Source organism: Xylella taiwanensis (assembly GCF_013177435.1).
GTDB lineage: Bacteria > Pseudomonadota > Gammaproteobacteria > Xanthomonadales > Xanthomonadaceae > Xylella > Xylella taiwanensis.
Genome location: NZ_CP053627.1, coordinates 1005817 through 1022033, shown reverse-complemented (window position 1 = coordinate 1022033; position 16217 = coordinate 1005817). Strand labels below are relative to the sequence as shown.

Here is a 16217-nt window from a genome sequence, read left to right as displayed (position 1 = left end):
CTGGCTGAATGCCCCCGATAGCCCAGGTACACCTGCCGCCCCTCCTGGCAATGGCGCAGCACCAGACAACGTCATGCCGCCGAACCGGCCACCCATGCCCGCAACGGCAGACCCGCGACGCTTCTCCGATGCGCGCAACAGCTTCACGCGATTTGCCGCTTCGGGTGGCAGCGACCGTGTCAACCTGGGCCGCGCCGTCTCAACATACGTTGCAACATCGGCCGGCGGCGCGCGCCAGGCGGCGCAACGTATGGGCGCCTCGCGTGGAGCGGGGGCACGGTTGCTTGGTTTTCTGGCCGATGCACAAGCAAGGGGGGTGCGCGAGGCGCTACGAGCGCTGGACCTGGAGTCGTTAGCCGGACGCCCACTCACGGGCATCCTCATTGGTCTGGCCGACTACGTCTGCCCAGGCGCGGGCACCGTCGATGCAGGCATCCCCCGCGAGGCGTACTTTGAAACCATCGACGAACTGATAAGTGAAGGGCTTACCGATCTGGACACCTGCACGCCGGATCAAATGCAGACAGTCTTCGAGCTGTATGCCACCCACGCGATAGAAGCCCGCATCTACAACGACATTGGGACAAAGGCTGTGACCATGCCAGCGGACACGCAAGCTGCACACCGCGTCGAACAGCAGTTGCGCGACTTCATCCGGGGTGGGGTGAGCGACGCGCTGACGCGGGCCCGTGCGGAAACGCCGAATCTCACGCCCGAGCGCATTCAAGGGTTCGTCGATGCGCTGTACGCGTCTGCATTTGCAATCTTGCACACCCTGGCCGATCTGGAGGCGGATCAATGAAGCGACACCTCTTGGCGGGCCACTTCGGTCCTGATGACAACTTCAAGGTCACGGCGGGTGTCGACGAACACAGCACCTACGTGCTACTCGTTTCCAAGGATAAATCCTTAGCGCATGGCATCGGTCATGCGCTGACTCGCTTGAAGAACCTCGGTGTGTTTCCCTCGGAGATCGGCATTGACCTGCTGATCCTGGCGGCCCATATCCACGCAGCAGACACAGGCATCTCTCGTACCAAGCACTCGCAGGACGCGTGGACGCGCGAAATACGGCTGGTCGTGCCAGTCAGTGATCCCGTGCGTTGGAATGCAGCAGCAGCGCTACTGAAGCAGTCGCTGGACTTCCTGACGGGTGATCTCTGGACGATCGTGTTCAGAGCACGTCCAGATCAGTTCGCGACGCTTGCCCAAGCAACGTCTCTGGACTTGATCGCTCCGCTCTTTGATTCCATCAGCCTGTTCTCAGGGGGATTAGACAGCTTGATTGGGGCCATTGATCTGTTGGAGGACGGCGCCACGCCTCTACTGGTCAGCCACTGCGGCGAGGGCGCGACAAGCCAGGCACAGGAAAGATTGTCCAAAAGCCTGCAAGAACATTACAACACCTCATTCGAACGACTGCGGGTCAACATGACCTTTGCCGATGGCCTTGTGGAAGACGGTGACAAGGAGAACAGCACCCGCGGCAGGTCGTTCCTGTGCTTCGCTCTCGGGGTGTTCGCGGGCACCGGGCTTGGGCAGCGTTTCGTCCTGCGTGTCCCCGAAAATGGGCTGATCGCGCTGAATGTGCCTTTGGATCCGCTGCGCTTGGGATCAAACAGCACCCGCACCACGCATCCGTATTACATAGCGAGGTGGAACGACCTGCTCGTCGCACTCGGCATTAACGGCACGATTCGGAACCCTTACTGGGACAAGACGAAGGGCGAGATGGCCGCCGCCTGCCGCAACCCAGATCTCTTGAAGACGCTGGCAACAGATGCGTTGTCGTGCTCATCTCCCGCCAAGGTCAGATGGCTAGGACGTAGTATTGAGCAATGTGGCTATTGCCTGCCCTGTCTGATCCGTCGCGCAGCGTTGACAGCCGCATGGGGTACGGGGAACGACCCGACGACGTACACCGTACCCGATCTTCACGCGGAGCCATTGGACACACGCCAGGCGACAGGAGTGCAGGTCAGATCGTTCCAGTACGCGATCGAGCGCTTGAAGGGCAAGCCTCAGCTCGCGAACCTCTTGATCCACAAGCCCGGCTCGCTTGCCGATGAAGCCGCACACTTGGATCAGCTTGCCGATGTCTACCGGCGCGGCCTTGACGAAGTCGCACGGCTCATCGACGGTGTTGAAGCCAGACCAGGTTGACCAGGATGCGTGCATGATCGCCTCTGCAAACCTGGTGGACTTCCACTGCCACCTTGATCTCTACCCGGATCATGCGGCGGCGGTCCAGGATGCGGAGGCGTCCGGCGTGTTCACCCTGGCCGTAACGACGACTCCGCGCGCGTGGCCCCGCAATCACGCACTCGCGCAGCGCACAAAGCATGTTCGAGCAGCGCTGGGGCTGCACCCGCAATTGGTCGCGGAGCGTGAAAGCGAGATCGAGTTGTGGGATCGGTATCTCGCGGAGACGCGTTATGTTGGCGAAGTCGGGTTGGACGCCGGCCCTCGGTACTTCAAGTCGCTTGATGCGCAGCAGCGTGTCTTCCAGCACGTGTTGCAGCGTTGTGCGCAGGCCGGCGACAAGATCATCACGGTCCACAGCATCAGGTCGGCTAAGGCGGTGCTCGATCTTGTCGAGACACATCTGCCGCCCGAGCGCGGGAAAATTGTTCTCCATTGGTTCACCGGAACCAAAACCGAGGCAAAGCGTGCGCTGGAGCTGGGCTGCTACTTCTCAATCAATGCCAGAATGCTGGGCCATGAGAGGCACGCGCCGCTGGTGCAAGCAATCCCCTTGGATCGGCTGCTGACGGAAACCGATGGCCCCTTCACCCGCACTGGCGACAGACCTTCGCAACCGGCTGATGTAGCAAGCGTAGTGGAGGCACTGGGCCGTTTGCATGGACGGCCTGCGAGCGACCTGGCTCGCATCATCCGCGACAACCTGCGCGCGTTGCTCGTATAGCTGGAGGCGGAACACGCTGAGTCGCAATACCCAAAACTGCCGGCCTATGTTGACAACTTAAAGAGTGATCTATGCCTGACATCCCCATTGGCGACGCGCTGTTCTCCGCCCTCCTCAACCGTGACATGGCTGCACTCGATGCCATTGAAGCAAACCGCGCCGCCGAATGCGCATTCATCCGCACCGTCTTCTGCACCGATGCTCCGGGTGCCGTTGACTTGGAGCTCGGGCTCAATGTGTCCTCCAGCGAGGCTGTAACCTCGTTTTTTTGAGGGCCGCGTGCGTTCTTCATATCGCCCGAAACCAGCGTCCATGCCTGTCTCACGGGTGGCAGGTCGAACGTGTTGATCGATTTCTCTCTCAGCTTCGACTCGAATGTTGCAGAGAAGCGGCGTGCGGCCATTGCTGGCGAGAACATTCAACGCGCTGATCGCGATAGGGTCATCCAAATTCTCATGCTGAAGGCTCGAAACCGCCATGTGCAATTCGACGTGATGTCGTTTCTCATTGAGAACAGGCGTCTAGCCCGCGACGAGCCCTCAAACGAGCGCCCCTTGAATACGCTGATCGCTTTCCGCATGCTCGACCACCTGGATTGGCATGCCTTTCAGCATGATCCCAGCCGCTTCGTTTTTGATGCTGCATACGAGGACCTGAAGGCCCTGCTACGGCCCGATGCCGAAGCCTTTCTGACCGAGTCACACACTAGTAAGTGTATTGATGAACACGAGGCAAAGAGCGCTGTAGTGCAGGCGCTGCTAGTGCGGTTCGCTCGACTTTGGCATGAGGAACGCAAACGGGACAAGCATCACATCCTGCGTGAATTGTGCCGTTTCAGCATTCATCAGCTAGGGGTGATCCCGCTTACCGAATTGCAGCTGATCTGGAGCGGCATGACCTCTAGCCAGGGGTCGCCCTTCTTCGGCCCCATCATGGGCAGGTCCACTGAGATGTTGCAGAAGATTCGCGGCATGGCCTGGGACATGACATTGCTCCGTGTCATGGAGCAAAACGCCACAGCCAAATCTAACCAGGCCGACTTCTTCATCCCGTATTTCGTGTCAATGGATCGCCGCTGGCGCCACCTGCTTCGCTTGAATTCTGTGATGCTGATGGTGATCAATGATGCGGATGGGTCCGTGCGCTGCGCACGCACCGATGCACTGGAGTTCCAGCGAGTGCTGGGAGCGTGCATCCAGACCGAATTTCAGTCGGAGATGACATCTGAAAAGATCGCGGGCCGCCGCAGGTCAGCGCGGTCCGTTGAACTGAACGCAATGCAGGAGCTCGTCGCCGAAGAAGAACGCTATTGGCTCGAACAAGACTTGAAGTAACCATTGAGTGAAGTCGAAAAAGACACCGCAAGAGCGCTTGACTTGGCCGTGCTTCGCTCCAGCACGTTGTTCCGATAGGTACTGAACTTCATGTAGGGCTTGGCCGCAGTGGACACGTGGATTGAGGCGCACCAGCAAACCCCTCGTAGTAGCGCTGCGAAGCCCGATGTCTACCTACGCAAAACCTGCCCTACCCGAGCGGGTTCACGCCAAGCATGCAGCCAGCACCAACCTGCATCCAAGCAGGACTTGCAGCTGCTTCAGACGCAGCACGCGGCAGACGTCAACCGTGCTGGGCTACATTGACCTGCAACGCCACGCACGCAGGTCCATAACGGAATGACATGCAAGGGTGTCCAGTGACCACGTAGCCATTGCAAGCCATCACACGCAATAGAAGCATGACCGTGTTCTTCGGCATCAATTCGGCACGTAGATCTGCCCGTCGATCCAGGCATCGACCATGTTGGCCCACGCCTGCAGTATGTGGCACCGGTGTTCGGTGTACTGGCTCTGGTTGTAGATCGAGCATGAGGAACGACCGGCTTCGTGGACCAGGCACTTCTCGATTCAGTCGCAGTTGCAGCCGATGTCGTGCAACAGCGTCGCGCCTGTACGGCGCACGTGATGGACGGTGAATGGCTCCATTTGCCCGCTCCGCCACGATCTGCTTGATCGGTTACAAGGTCGCGTTCGACATGCAGCGGTCAGCGTCATAGCGTAACGGCAGCACCCACTTGGAACCGGCCACGCCGGTGTGTAGCGCCACAAAGCTGTCGTGCGCCGGGCGCAACAGATCAACCACCTGCGGCGCCGCTTGATACGTTGCTTGGGAATCGTCCAGGTGGCGTTCTTGACATCAACCTCATCACGGGGGAGCTGCATCAAACTCTCTCATGTGCACCAGCAGCAGGATCATGCGCAGTGCCAGCGGGATCCTCGGATAGGTGGCTGTCGTGCCCCGTGGTGCCAGCAGCGAGATTTCCAGCAGCGACAAGGCACGCTCCTTGGGAACAAAGGTGGTCATCGAAGCGGCACGCACGCTTGCGGCTGGGTTGTCCACTTGCTCGCCGTGCAGGATTTCCGAAGGCATCATCCTGTTTGACGATCTCACGGATGGGTACGTCCACGGGCCTTGACCTTATTGCACATGGCACGGCCAGGGGGCGGCGATGATTGCGTTGCGCTGCCGATGCTGGAAGGCCGGCAGAATATTGCGTGCAACACTGCTCTTGCGCATCACCTGAGTAAGGTCAGCCATTCAAGCATGCGCCCCCCTTGCCTACTAGGTCGCAAAAGATCTTGGCTGCGGTCAGCCTGCGTTGCTTCTCTTGCGCTGGGGACTGGCTCTGAGCGACGACGTCCTTTTCGGCGTCGCTTCGCGTTTCACTAGCCATCGCCAGCGCAATACCAGACCGCCCATACCGTCGAATGGTCAGTGTCTCGCGCCGGCCATTGAGGCAGTCATCGCCACGGAAGGTGGCGGTACCGGTGGTCGATACCGTACCGTGTGACGTACATGCCGTCACGATCCGAAGCCTGATAGGGCTTGGAATGACGCTTAAGATTGCATCGTGCAGTGTCGGTAAGCATTGAGGGGTTCCCTCATGTGCGTAACGGTTTTTACCGTCAAAGGTCAACAATCCTGCTGATGCTCGAAAATCTTCATGACACCAGCTTTCTTTACGGGTGTTTTACCTGCAAAGACCGGTTTGGTCCGAATAGTAAACGGTAGAGTCTTCATCCGGTCCTTGAGCTCTAGCATCACCTTTACCACTAACGTGCTCCGCTTGCTGAGGATCGATAGACACCGTGAGGTAAGCGACAAGAAAGATGTCCTATCGCTGGCGATAAACCACGCAATGACCTGATTTCACTCCCACTCAATCGTCGCTGGCGGTTTGCCGGAAATATCGTAGACCACGCGGGAGACGCCCCGTAGTTCATTGATGATGCGGTTGGACACGATGCTGAGGAAGTCATACGGCAGCGGCGCCCAATGTGCGGTCATAAAATCGACGGTCTCGACCGCACGCAATGCAATCACCCATTCGTAAGCGCGGGCATCACCGACGACACCGACCGATTTCACTGGAAGAAAGACGGCAAAGGCTTGGCTGACGTTGTCGTACAGGCCGGCGCGATGCAATTCATCGATAAAAATCGCGTCAGCCTTGGCCAGCAGCTCGGCATACTCTGGCTTGACCTCACCCAGGATACGCACGCCCAAGCCCGGGCCTGGGAATGGATGGCGATACACCATCGTGCGGGGCAAATCGAGTGCGATGCCAAGGCGGCGCACTTCATCTTTGAACAATTCGCGTAATGGTTCGATGATGCCGAGCGTCATGTGCTCCGGCAAGCCGCCGACGTTGTGATGGGTCTTGATCACGTGGGCCTTGCCGGTCTTGCTGCTGGCCGACTCGATCACGTCAGGATAAATCGTGCCTTGGGCCAGCCATTTGGCGTGCTTTCGCTTGCTGGCTTCTTCCTCGAATATCTGGATGAAGAGGTGACCGATGATCTTGCGCTTGGCCTCTGGATCACAAACACCTTGCAGTGCATTGAAGTAACGCACTGCGGCATTGATACGGATCACGTTGACGCCCATGTGTTCAGCAAACATGGCCATCACTTGGTCGCCTTCCTGCCAGCGAAGCAGGCCGGTATCCACAAACACGCACGTCAGTTGCCGTCCAATGGCTTTATGTAACAGAGCGGCCACGACGGAAGAATCAACGCCACCGGACAGGCCGAGAATGACTTCATCGCTACCGACACGTTCACGCACGCGCGCAATCTGGTCTTCAATAATGTGAGCCGCGGTCCACAAGGTCTGGCAGCCACACACATCGACCGCGAAACGGCGCAGCAAAGCCTGCCCCTGTAAGGTATGGGTCACTTCCGGGTGAAATTGCACGCCATACCAGCGCTTATCTTCGCGGCTCATCGCCGCAACGGGGATGCGGTCAGTGACCGCGGTGATGGTGAAGCCAGGCGGCACTTGCGCAACATGGTCGCCATGACTCATCCACACATCCAGACGGGACTCAGGGTGATGATCGGACAAGCCGGAAAGTAAGGTATCCGGGCAAATGACCTGAACCGAGGCGTGGCCGAACTCGCGTTTGTTAGCGGCCTCGGTCGTGCCACCAAAGTGTACGGCCATCGTTTGCATGCCATAGCAAATGCCGAGGATGGGCAGGCCGCTGTCGAATACGTGTTGCGGGGCTGTGGGCGCGCCTGGGGATGTGGTCGATTCGGGGCCGCCGGACAGGATAATCCCTTTGGCTCCGAAGTTCAGGATCTCTTCGGGGGAATGATCCCAGGCCCAGACTTCGCAGTAGACACCGATGTCACGGATACGGCGGGCAATCAATTGCGTGTACTGCGCACCGAAATCGAGGATAAGAATTTTGTCGTGATGGATATTCGGCGTCATAGCAGGTGGTCCGGTGACAGCAACGCGGCGGGCTATGCTCAGGAAAAAAGCGCAGCAACGCGACACATAGGAAATCAGGCGAGAAATGACTCGAGAAAGATGACCGTGGCATACATCCGCCACGAAACACCACAGAGATTGATAACGACCAACAAAGCCGGCAAAGCGAGGCAGACGCTTTCTGTGGCATCACGGAGCTCACCGCGTCCGATAGTTCGGCGGCTCCTTGGTGATCTGCACATCATGGACATGGCTCTCGACTTGGCCGGCCCCAGTGATCTTCACAAACTGAGGTTTGGTGCGCATCTCTTCGACCGTCGCACAGCCGACATACCCCATAGTCGCACGCAAACCGCCCATCAGCTGATGCACGATGCCACTGACAGAACCCCGGTAAGGCACCCGCCCTTCGATCCCTTCCGGGACCAGTTTGTCGACGTCGCTAGCATCCTGGAAGTAGCGGTCTTTGGAGCCCTTTTCCATCGCCGCCAAGGACCCCATGCCGCGGTAGCTCTTGTAAGTTCGCCCCTGGAACAACTCGACATCACCCGGAGCCTCCTCAGTACCTGCAAACAAACCACCAATCATGACCGTTGATGCGCCTGCAGCCAGTGCCTTGCCGATATCGCCGGAATAGCGGATACCTCCATCAGCAATCAGCGGGATGCGATCTTGCAGCGCGTCGGAGACCATCTGCACTGCCGTAATCTGCGGCACACCGACACCCGCTACCATTCGCGTCGTACAAATGGAGCCTGGACCTACGCCAACCTTCACTGCATCAGCACCGGCATCCAGCAGTGCCAAGGCAGCATCGCCAGTGACGATATTGCCGCCAATCACTTGTAGTTGCGGGAAGTGCCGCTTAATCCAGGCCACACGATCAAGCACACCCTGCGCATGACCATGCGCAGTATCAACAATGATCACGTCCACCCCAGCAGCGGTCAATGTCTCAACGCGCCTTTCGGTCTCTCCCCCTACGCCCACCGCGGCGCCCACTAATAACCGGGTCACAGCATCCTTGGCCGCGTTGGGAGAGTCGGATTTCTTTTGAATATCTTTGACTGTGATAAGGCCACGCAGCTCAAAAGCATCGTTCACGACTAGTACCTTTTCGATGCGATGTTTATGCAACAGTTGTAGTACCTCATGGGAACTGGCCCCCTCTTTCACCGTCACCAGGGCCTCTTTTTTAGTCATGATATGGTGCACTGGGTCATCCAGCTCGCTCTCAAAGCGCATATCCCGGTGAGTGACGATGCCAATCAATTGACCTTTATCGACCACGGGCACGCCAGAAATGTTCCGGGCGCGGGTCAGCGCTAACACTTCGCGGATCGAGGTCTCCGGATCAACCGTAATCGGGTCACGAATGACGCCAGATTCATATTTCTTGACTTTAGTCACCTCAGCGACTTGCTGTTCGATGGTGAGGTTTTTGTGGATGATGCCAATCCCGCCCAGCTGCGCCATGACGATCGCCAAACGGGCTTCTGTCACCGTATCCATCGCGGCCGAAAGGATCGGTAATTTGAGCCTGATATTGCGTGTCAACCGGGTTTCAAGATTGACGTCCTTGGGCAGGACCGTGGAATGGGCGGGGACAAGCGAAACGTCGTCGTAAGTCAGAGCTTCAGCCAAAATGCGCAGCATCGGCAGACCCGGAAGAGTTTTAGGGAATCGCAGCATTTTACGCCTAAATCACTCCGACCGACACTCACCGCATATGCTGATGACACCTTGCAACGCAGCTTATCGCGCCCAAGGGCTTAGTCCGTCGCTTCGACAGCTTCCAGCGTGTTTTGCATCAAAGTCGCCACCGTCATCGGCCCTACTCCTCCCGGCACCGGAGTAATCCAGCTCGCACGCTGGACTGCACTCTCAAAGCCAACGTCGCCCACCAACCGACCATCGTCGAGCCGGTTAATACCAACATCAATCACGACCGCCCCACGCTTAACCCACTCCCCCGGAATCAACCCAGGACAGCCAACTGCAACGACGAGAATATCAGCCTGACGCACGGCTGCTTCCAGCATCTGCGGCGGAGTGAATTTATGGCAACTGGTCACGGTACAACCGGCTATCAGCAGCTCCAGTCCCATGGGTCGGCCAACATGGTTGCTAACTCCGACAATGGTGGCATTACGCCCACGGACCGGTCGATCTGTGTGGCCAAGCAAGGTAACGATACCGCGAGGCGTGCATGGCCTTAGGCCAAACTCACGCAACGCCAAGTGACCAACGTTCTGAGGATGGAAACCATCTACATCCTTGCGCGGGTCGATACGCTGAATCAGCCGGTTGGCATCAGGAATGCCCGGCAGTGGTAATTGGATCAGGATGCCGTGGATCTTCGGATCGGCATTGAGTCGGTCAATCAACGCGGCCAACTCGGCCTCGGATGTCGTTTCTGGAAGATCGAAGTCGTAGGCTTTTATCCCGACCTTCTCTGCTGCACGCCGCTTGTTGCGCACATACACGACTGACGCAGGATCAGAACCGACCAGCACCACCGCCAACGTTGGACGCAGCTTACCGGCGACGACACGTGCATCCACCCGTGCCTTCAACACATCAAGCAGGTCCTCGGCAATACGACGCCCGTCGAGGATACGAGCCAAGTCGGAGGCTGCCGGCATAGAGATGATCACGCAGAAGATAAAAGGTCTTGTCGCACATTGTCACCCAATTCTTCCATGACTGACACCACTGCAAGCGATGTCGTCACCTTTCAACACTTGTATTGACATCGTAAGGTCAGGAACGCATTGAGGCTCAGCACGCCGCCTGAAGATACGTCGTCCAGAAGATAAGGACGACGTATGCTGGGCATCTTTGCGAGAACCGCAGCAAATGTTGACAACTCAGTGCTTGTCGACCGAGAGCAACGTGCCACGCAGCATCTCACGCACTGCTTGGCCATGTTTGCTGTGTTCAAGCGCTAAATGCAGGGTGGCCTCAATCAAACCAATATGCGCGCCGCAATCGAATCGGTGGCCTTCAAATCGGTATGCATCCACTCTCTCGTATTTCAGTAGTTGGGCGATCGCATCGGTCAATTGAATCTCGCCGCCAGCACCGATAGATGTGTTTTCAAGCAACTCGAATATTTTGCCACTGAGAACATAGCGCCCCACCACAGCGAGGTTACTCGGTGCATCCTCGGGCTTAGGCTTTTCAACAATTTTGGTAATGCGACCCTTGCGTCCTTCAAAAACTTCAGTCCCAACGATGCCATAACTCACGGTCTTATCGGAGGGGACATCCTCTACTGCGATCACACTGCTGCCGGAGGCTTCAGCAACATCAGCCATTTGTTTGAGCGCACCGCCATCACGGCTCCACATGAGATCGTCTGGCAGCAATACCGCGAATGGTTCGTCGCCCACCACCGGTTTGGCACACAGCACCGCATGACCCAGACCTAATGCTTCGGTTTGGGTGACGAAAACTGTACGCACCCCATCAGGCAACACATGGCGAACTAATTCTAGCTGCTCATATTTACCGGAACGCTCAAGCTTCTGCTCCAACTCATATGCTTTGTCGAAGTAATCGGCAACCGCATGCTTGTAACGGTTTGTCACGAATACCAGCGTATCGCATCCAGCCTGGATTGCTTCGTCAACCGCGTACTGGATGAGAGGTTTATCGATAATCGGCAGCATTTCCTTGGGGATGGTTTTAGTCGCTGGCAGGAAACGTGTGCCAAGACCTGCCACGGGGAAAACAGCCTTACGAATACGCTTAATCATTATAGTCTTCTGACCTCACGTGCTGGAAATGGGACCACTGTTTCGAATCTTCTTTCTTCTTTATGACGTGCAGCATCGAAATCTGGCATCAACACACTAAGCACCGACTCAATCTCGACAGTGTCGTAATGTTGCACCGCCTCACGTAGACGCACCACTGACTGCAACACTTGCTCTTGGGGGAACGCCCGCACATCCGCTTCAAGGATATTAGGATGTGCAGTCGGTCGATAGTTTTCGTCGGCATAAAAAAGCGTTTCATGCATCTTCTCACCGGGACGCAATCCAGTGTAAACAATGACGATATCGCGCCCCGGCTGCTTACCAGCCAGACGGATCATCTGCTCGGCCAGCAAACGGATCCGCACAGGCTCCCCCATATCGAGCGTGTAAATTGCGCCATGCGATGCCAACGCCGCAGCCTGCAAGATCAGCTGACAAGCCTCGGAGATAGTCATGAAATAACGGGTAACGTCCGGATGAGTCACAGTCACTGGACCTCCCTGGCGAATCTGCTCACGAAACAGTGGCACCACGCTGCCTGCCGAATCCAGTACGTTACCGAAACGCACCGTGACAAAACGCGTCCCAGTGTTCTTGGCATCAAAGCTCTGACAAATCATCTCCGCGTAACGCTTTGTCGCACCAAGCACGTTAACCGGTTCTACCGCCTTATCGGTAGAGATAAACACGAAAGTTTGAACTTTGGCTGCAACACAATTGCGCGCCACGTTCTCGGTCGCCAAAACGTTGTTACGCACTGCCTCGCGCAATTGCTCTTCGAGCAACGGCACTTGTTTATAGGCCGCCGCATGGAACACAGCATCTGGATGCGCGCAACGGAGTGCATGAGCGATCACTGCAGCATCACCGCAATCGCCAAGAATGCGCAGCACCTCAATGTCGGGAAACAATCTGCGCAGGTCCGAGTCAATCGTCAGCAACGCCAACTCATCGATCTCAACGATCACTACCCGACTCACGCCGTGACGCGCACATTGACGACACACTTCTGAGCCAATGGAGCCGCCGCCCCCCGTCACCATCACCGTCTTTCCAGATAACCAACTACGGATCAGACGCCAGTCCGGGATTACAGGTTTGCGATTGAGGAGATCCTCAATGGAGACTTCCTTCAGTTCACCCGGCAGGGTACGACCTTCGAGCACATCGATCAGCTTAGGCACCATCCGGAACGGCAAGCCGGTACTCTCACAGATCGCCACCACGCGCTGCATGCCAGCAGCATCAAGCGAAGGAATCGCAATCACCAGTAATTTGGCTGCAGTCTCACGCGCGATAGTGCTGGCCTCTTCCAAGCAACCAAGAACGTTCAAGCCCTGAATCTTGGCGCCACGCAGATACACCGCATCGTCGATGAAACCAACCGGAACGAACGCACTAGTACGGCGCATATCTCGCACTAAAGCCTCAGCAGCGCGCCCAGCACCCAGAATCAGTACGCGCTCAGAGGAGTCGACCGAGTGAATCAATTGGTAGTCTTTCCAAGCTCGATACAGCAATCGAGGTGTGCCAAGCAACACCGACAGTGCAAAGGGATAAACAACCAACACTGACAGCGGCACCCCTTCAAACCGAGTGACCGACAGCACCAACACAATCACGATCAGCCCAGAAAAAGCGGACTTGAAGATGTTCCAGAGATCAGGGACGCTGGCGAAGCGCCACAGACCTCGATACAGACCGACTCGCCAGAAAACAACCGCTTGCACGATAAGCACAACCAGCGTGCGCCAGTCGGCATATGGCAAACCCGGAGGCTGAACCAACATCGAGTAACGCGCCGCATGCAGAACAACCCAGCACGCCCAGACCTGGACCAAGTCATGAACAATGACAGCCAGCTTAGGCACAACGCTGGCAAAGCAGTTACGCCAAGAAATCATGTATTCCTTCCTTCAGTCGTCACGCAATTCATGACGCAGAAATAGCCAAATCAGGCCGACAAAGACACAAAAAATCATCGATTCCATCGCTTCCCACTGCAACAACGGTATATGTGCAACGGCAAAAAATAAGACAAGGGTAGATACACTGAAAACGAAATAAGCAAGTGTGACGGGCGTATGCGAGCCACAACGTCTGGCAGCCCGCTGATAGACATGTTGAACATGCGGTTGCCACCAACGCTGGCCAGAAAATAGGCGAGACAGCAAGGTGAAGCCTGCATCGACAAGAAACGCAGTCAACGGAATCCAAACTATCCAAACGCTGACCTGTCCCTTAGTCAGGGCCAACGCCAGCAATGCGGCCAAAGCATAGCCTAATGCGCCGCTGCCACCGTCACCAAGGAAGATCATCGCACGTGGAAAATTGAACGGCAGAAAACCCAAACAAGCCGCTGCCAGGGCCCAGCCCGCCCAAGCTGTGAGTCCCGGCAAGACCAAGGCATAAGCGATCGCTGCAACCCCTGCCTGAGTGGTCGCCAGACCATTGATGCCATCCATGAAATTCCAGATATTAACCAACACCAGCGCAGCCCCAGCAGCAACCAATGCTTGCCACACACTGCCAGATTCGGTGAAGGTCAACACACCAAGGAGCGTAGCAGCCAGACAATGCACCACGAAACGGAGAACAACCGGTAGCGGACGATGATCGTCCCACCAACCGATTGAAGCAATCAGTGTAAGACCGCAAGCATAGAGAGCCAGATAGAAGCGCCACTGCGGCAATCCGAACCAAGCCAACACACAGCCAAAAAGCAACGCAAACACAATTGCCATACCACCACCACGCGGGGTCGCCATTTGGTGACTACGACGTTCACAAGGCAAGTCGAGCAACCGACGCCAAAGAGCATAGTGGCGCAACAGCCAAGTACCCACCGCTGCCACTACCAAGTGCAGTACACCCCACTGCCATAGGATCAGCATTAGACCACCGCATAGTTCAGCAACGGCTTCACTGTTCCCCACTCTTTACAACTTGGACATTGCCAATGATGAGTCTTAGCGCCGAAACCACAGCGCGTGCAACGGTAACTGGGATTGCGTACCAACAGTTGATCGGTAATATGCTTTAGATCATGCAAAGACGCGACCGGATCGCTTCCATCAGCTAGAGTTAGATCGATCAGCGCCGATTGACCACGTACCGAGGGCTTCGCTTTCAGCTGGCTACCGAGATAACCACGCGCATGTGCTGGTCCTTCCTGCGATTCCATCAGTTGGGTCATCGCCAAAACCGGAGCAATACCACGATAGTGCTCAGTCATCTCGGAAAGAAAATTACGGGCCCCAGCAATGTCACCCCCTTGACGATAGGCAATCAGCAACGCCGGAATGATCTCGGGAAGATACTCAGGATCATGACGCGCAGCACGTTCCCAAGCACGGACCGCCGCCTCGTTGTGACCCAAATCAGCCTCAATGCGACCTTCAATGATACCGGCACGTACCGAAGTCGCATCGGCTTGGTAAGCACGACGCACCGCTTCCAGCGCCCGTTCGTGTTGGTTGGAAGCACGGTAGCGATCCGCCAACTCGCATTCGAATTGACCAATAAGCTTGCCCATCGGCTCCCCAGTGACCGCTTCATAACGGATCGCATTGTCGATCGCTTTCTCCCAATCACGCTCAGTTTGGTAGATGGTGATTAAGTGGCGTAGCGCTTGCGGTGCACGTTGATCAATCTGCGCAAGTTCTGTGAATACTGTCTCAGCGCGATCCAGCAATCCAGATTTCATGTAATCCTCGCCCAGCGCAAGTAAGGCCTGCACCCTCTGATGGTCGGTCAAATCAGAACGTTGCACCAATCCTTGATGCAACCGGATCGCGCGATCAATCTCACCACGGCGGCGGAACAAATGACCGAGCGCAACATGAGTCTCGAAAGTTTCCTTATCCAGCTCCGCAATATGCTGAAACAGCTCGATTGCCTTATCGGGTTGTTCGCTGAGTAGATAATTCAGGCCGCGAAAATAAGTACTAGACAACCGACTCACCTGGGCCTGACCATGGCGTTGCCCTCCCCGTCGGCCAATGACCCAACCGCTCAAAGCAGCCAGCGGCAGCAATAAGAAAAACCAGAACCACTCATCCAAGAATTCCATAGGATCAATGCAATCCATCGGTAGGACGCAGATCGGCAGCGAGTTCAGATGCACTACGCATCTGAGCCAACACTTTATTGGTCCTGCGAAGCTTGGAATAAGTAGGAATCAATGCGACCACGAACACCAAACTGCTACCAATAATCAGACCAGCCAGCAACGCCACAACGATAACCATACCCAAAGTGGTACGCACACTCGAGAACATAAAATCCAGAGTCACTTCGGCAGAATTCAAGACGCCAATGACCAAGCCGACCAGTAGAAAGACCAACATTACCAGAAGGCGGAAGATTTTCATGGGTCACATCCGAGAACGATCAGCCAATAGCTTAACCGATCAGAACTGGTTACTCAGTGGCGCCGCCACATTCCGCCAGAGGTACAATACTTGACACACGTTCACGCAATTCTTTGCCAGGCTTAAAGTGAGGCACATGTTTGCCAGGTAATGCAACTGATTCACCGGTCTTAGGGTTACGCCCACAACGCGGTGGACGGTAGTGTATGGAGAAACTACCGAAACCACGGATTTCAATGCGGTCTCCCTCAGATAGGGCTTCGCCCATCATTTCTAATAATGACTTGACCGCAAGATCGACGTCATCTGACTTCAAATGCGCTTGGCGCTTGGCCAGGATCTCGATTAATTCGGACTTGGTCATCGGTAAAAGACAAA

At 56.3% G+C, this 16217-nt stretch carries 17 protein-coding genes; 5 read left to right on the top strand and 12 right to left on the bottom strand.

Features of this window, described 5'->3' with window-relative positions:
- Nucleotides 1-94: 94 nt before the first annotated feature.
- From qatB to PLS229_RS04350, 5 genes are all read left to right on the top strand, one after another.
- Nucleotides 95-802: a Qat anti-phage system associated protein QatB gene (gene qatB, locus PLS229_RS04365; RefSeq protein ID WP_230428187.1), complete on the top strand. Its 708-nt coding sequence runs from the start codon at nucleotides 95-97 to the stop codon at nucleotides 800-802.
- Nucleotides 799-2163, top strand: a complete 1365-nt coding sequence (gene qatC, locus PLS229_RS04360; RefSeq protein ID WP_038271431.1) for a Qat anti-phage system QueC-like protein QatC — start codon at nucleotides 799-801, stop codon at nucleotides 2161-2163. Before qatB ends, qatC begins: the two co-directional genes overlap by 4 nt.
- A 13-nt stretch (nucleotides 2164-2176) precedes the next feature.
- The gene (gene qatD / locus PLS229_RS04355; RefSeq protein WP_038271430.1) at nucleotides 2177-2926 is read left to right on the top strand and encodes a Qat anti-phage system TatD family nuclease QatD; all 750 of its coding nucleotides are present in this window, start codon (nucleotides 2177-2179) and stop codon (nucleotides 2924-2926) included.
- 71 nt (nucleotides 2927-2997) lie between these two features.
- Nucleotides 2998-3198, top strand: coding sequence for a hypothetical protein (locus PLS229_RS12195; protein WP_230428186.1), 201 nt, complete (start codon nucleotides 2998-3000; stop codon nucleotides 3196-3198).
- A 69-nt stretch (nucleotides 3199-3267) separates the two neighbouring features.
- Nucleotides 3268-4260, top strand: coding sequence for a hypothetical protein (locus PLS229_RS04350; protein WP_230428185.1), 993 nt, complete (start codon nucleotides 3268-3270; stop codon nucleotides 4258-4260).
- 283 nt (nucleotides 4261-4543) lie between these two features.
- Here PLS229_RS04350 and PLS229_RS12190 read toward each other — a convergent pair whose 3' ends face one another.
- From PLS229_RS12190 to PLS229_RS04290, 12 genes are all read right to left on the bottom strand, one after another.
- Nucleotides 4544-4792 carry a hypothetical protein gene (locus tag PLS229_RS12190; protein ID WP_171898048.1) on the bottom strand — a complete coding sequence of 83 codons (249 nt, stop codon included), beginning with the start codon at nucleotides 4790-4792 and terminating at the stop codon, nucleotides 4544-4546.
- 336 nt (nucleotides 4793-5128) lie between these two features.
- Nucleotides 5129-5374 carry a hypothetical protein gene (locus PLS229_RS12185; protein ID WP_171898047.1) on the bottom strand — a complete coding sequence of 82 codons (246 nt, stop codon included), beginning with the start codon at nucleotides 5372-5374 and terminating at the stop codon, nucleotides 5129-5131.
- Between the two features lie 139 nt (nucleotides 5375-5513).
- Entirely contained in the window at nucleotides 5514-5789 is a 276-nt protein-coding gene (locus tag PLS229_RS12180; protein WP_230428184.1) for a hypothetical protein, read from the bottom strand.
- 344 nt (nucleotides 5790-6133) lie between these two features.
- Nucleotides 6134-7702, bottom strand: a complete 1569-nt coding sequence (gene guaA, locus PLS229_RS04330; RefSeq protein ID WP_038271429.1) for a glutamine-hydrolyzing GMP synthase — start codon at nucleotides 7700-7702, stop codon at nucleotides 6134-6136.
- A gap of 198 nt (nucleotides 7703-7900) precedes the next feature.
- On the bottom strand, nucleotides 7901-9358 hold the full coding sequence (guaB, locus tag PLS229_RS04325; RefSeq protein ID WP_038271428.1) for an IMP dehydrogenase: 1458 nt from the start codon (nucleotides 9356-9358) through the stop codon (nucleotides 7901-7903).
- 116 nt (nucleotides 9359-9474) lie between these two features.
- A complete protein-coding gene (folD, locus tag PLS229_RS04320; RefSeq protein WP_114867092.1) occupies nucleotides 9475-10359 on the bottom strand; it encodes a bifunctional methylenetetrahydrofolate dehydrogenase/methenyltetrahydrofolate cyclohydrolase FolD in 885 nt (294 codons plus the stop codon).
- 213 nt (nucleotides 10360-10572) lie between these two features.
- Nucleotides 10573-11463 (bottom strand): UTP--glucose-1-phosphate uridylyltransferase GalU, encoded by an 891-nt coding sequence (gene galU, locus PLS229_RS04315; protein ID WP_038271426.1) that lies wholly within the window; start codon nucleotides 11461-11463, stop codon nucleotides 10573-10575.
- Nucleotides 11463-13370, bottom strand: a complete 1908-nt coding sequence (locus PLS229_RS04310) for a polysaccharide biosynthesis protein (protein ID WP_038271425.1) — start codon at nucleotides 13368-13370, stop codon at nucleotides 11463-11465. Before PLS229_RS04310 ends, galU begins: the two co-directional genes overlap by 1 nt.
- 12 nt (nucleotides 13371-13382) lie before the next feature.
- Nucleotides 13383-14354, bottom strand: coding sequence for an MraY family glycosyltransferase (locus PLS229_RS04305; protein ID WP_038271454.1), 972 nt, complete (start codon nucleotides 14352-14354; stop codon nucleotides 13383-13385).
- 5 nt (nucleotides 14355-14359) lie between these two features.
- Entirely contained in the window at nucleotides 14360-15538 is a 1179-nt protein-coding gene (gene lapB / locus PLS229_RS04300; RefSeq protein ID WP_038271424.1) for a lipopolysaccharide assembly protein LapB, read from the bottom strand.
- A 4-nt stretch (nucleotides 15539-15542) separates the two neighbouring features.
- Nucleotides 15543-15839: a LapA family protein gene (locus tag PLS229_RS04295; protein ID WP_038271423.1), complete on the bottom strand. Its 297-nt coding sequence runs from the start codon at nucleotides 15837-15839 to the stop codon at nucleotides 15543-15545.
- A gap of 49 nt (nucleotides 15840-15888) precedes the next feature.
- A complete protein-coding gene (locus tag PLS229_RS04290; RefSeq protein WP_038271422.1) occupies nucleotides 15889-16203 on the bottom strand; it encodes an integration host factor subunit beta in 315 nt (104 codons plus the stop codon).
- Between the last annotated feature and the right edge of the window lie 14 nt (nucleotides 16204-16217).

Coding starts and splice junctions, on each gene's coding strand:
- qatB (WP_230428187.1), top strand. CDS start 95: ATGCCCGCAACGGCAGACCCGCGACGCTTCTCCGATGCGCGCAACAGC.
- qatC (WP_038271431.1), top strand. CDS start 799: ATGAAGCGACACCTCTTGGCGGGCCACTTCGGTCCTGATGACAACTTC.
- qatD (WP_038271430.1), top strand. CDS start 2,177: ATGATCGCCTCTGCAAACCTGGTGGACTTCCACTGCCACCTTGATCTC.
- PLS229_RS12195 (WP_230428186.1), top strand. CDS start 2,998: ATGCCTGACATCCCCATTGGCGACGCGCTGTTCTCCGCCCTCCTCAAC.
- PLS229_RS12190 (WP_171898048.1), bottom strand. CDS start 4,792: ATGCTCGATCTACAACCAGAGCCAGTACACCGAACACCGGTGCCACAT.
- guaA (WP_038271429.1), bottom strand. CDS start 7,702: ATGACGCCGAATATCCATCACGACAAAATTCTTATCCTCGATTTCGGT.
- guaB (WP_038271428.1), bottom strand. CDS start 9,358: ATGCTGCGCATTTTGGCTGAAGCTCTGACTTACGACGACGTTTCGCTT.
- galU (WP_038271426.1), bottom strand. CDS start 11,463: ATGATTAAGCGTATTCGTAAGGCTGTTTTCCCCGTGGCAGGTCTTGGC.
- PLS229_RS04310 (WP_038271425.1), bottom strand. CDS start 13,370: ATGATTTCTTGGCGTAACTGCTTTGCCAGCGTTGTGCCTAAGCTGGCT.
- lapB (WP_038271424.1), bottom strand. CDS start 15,538: ATGGAATTCTTGGATGAGTGGTTCTGGTTTTTCTTATTGCTGCCGCTG.
- PLS229_RS04295 (WP_038271423.1), bottom strand. CDS start 15,839: ATGAAAATCTTCCGCCTTCTGGTAATGTTGGTCTTTCTACTGGTCGGC.
- PLS229_RS04290 (WP_038271422.1), bottom strand. CDS start 16,203: ATGACCAAGTCCGAATTAATCGAGATCCTGGCCAAGCGCCAAGCGCAT.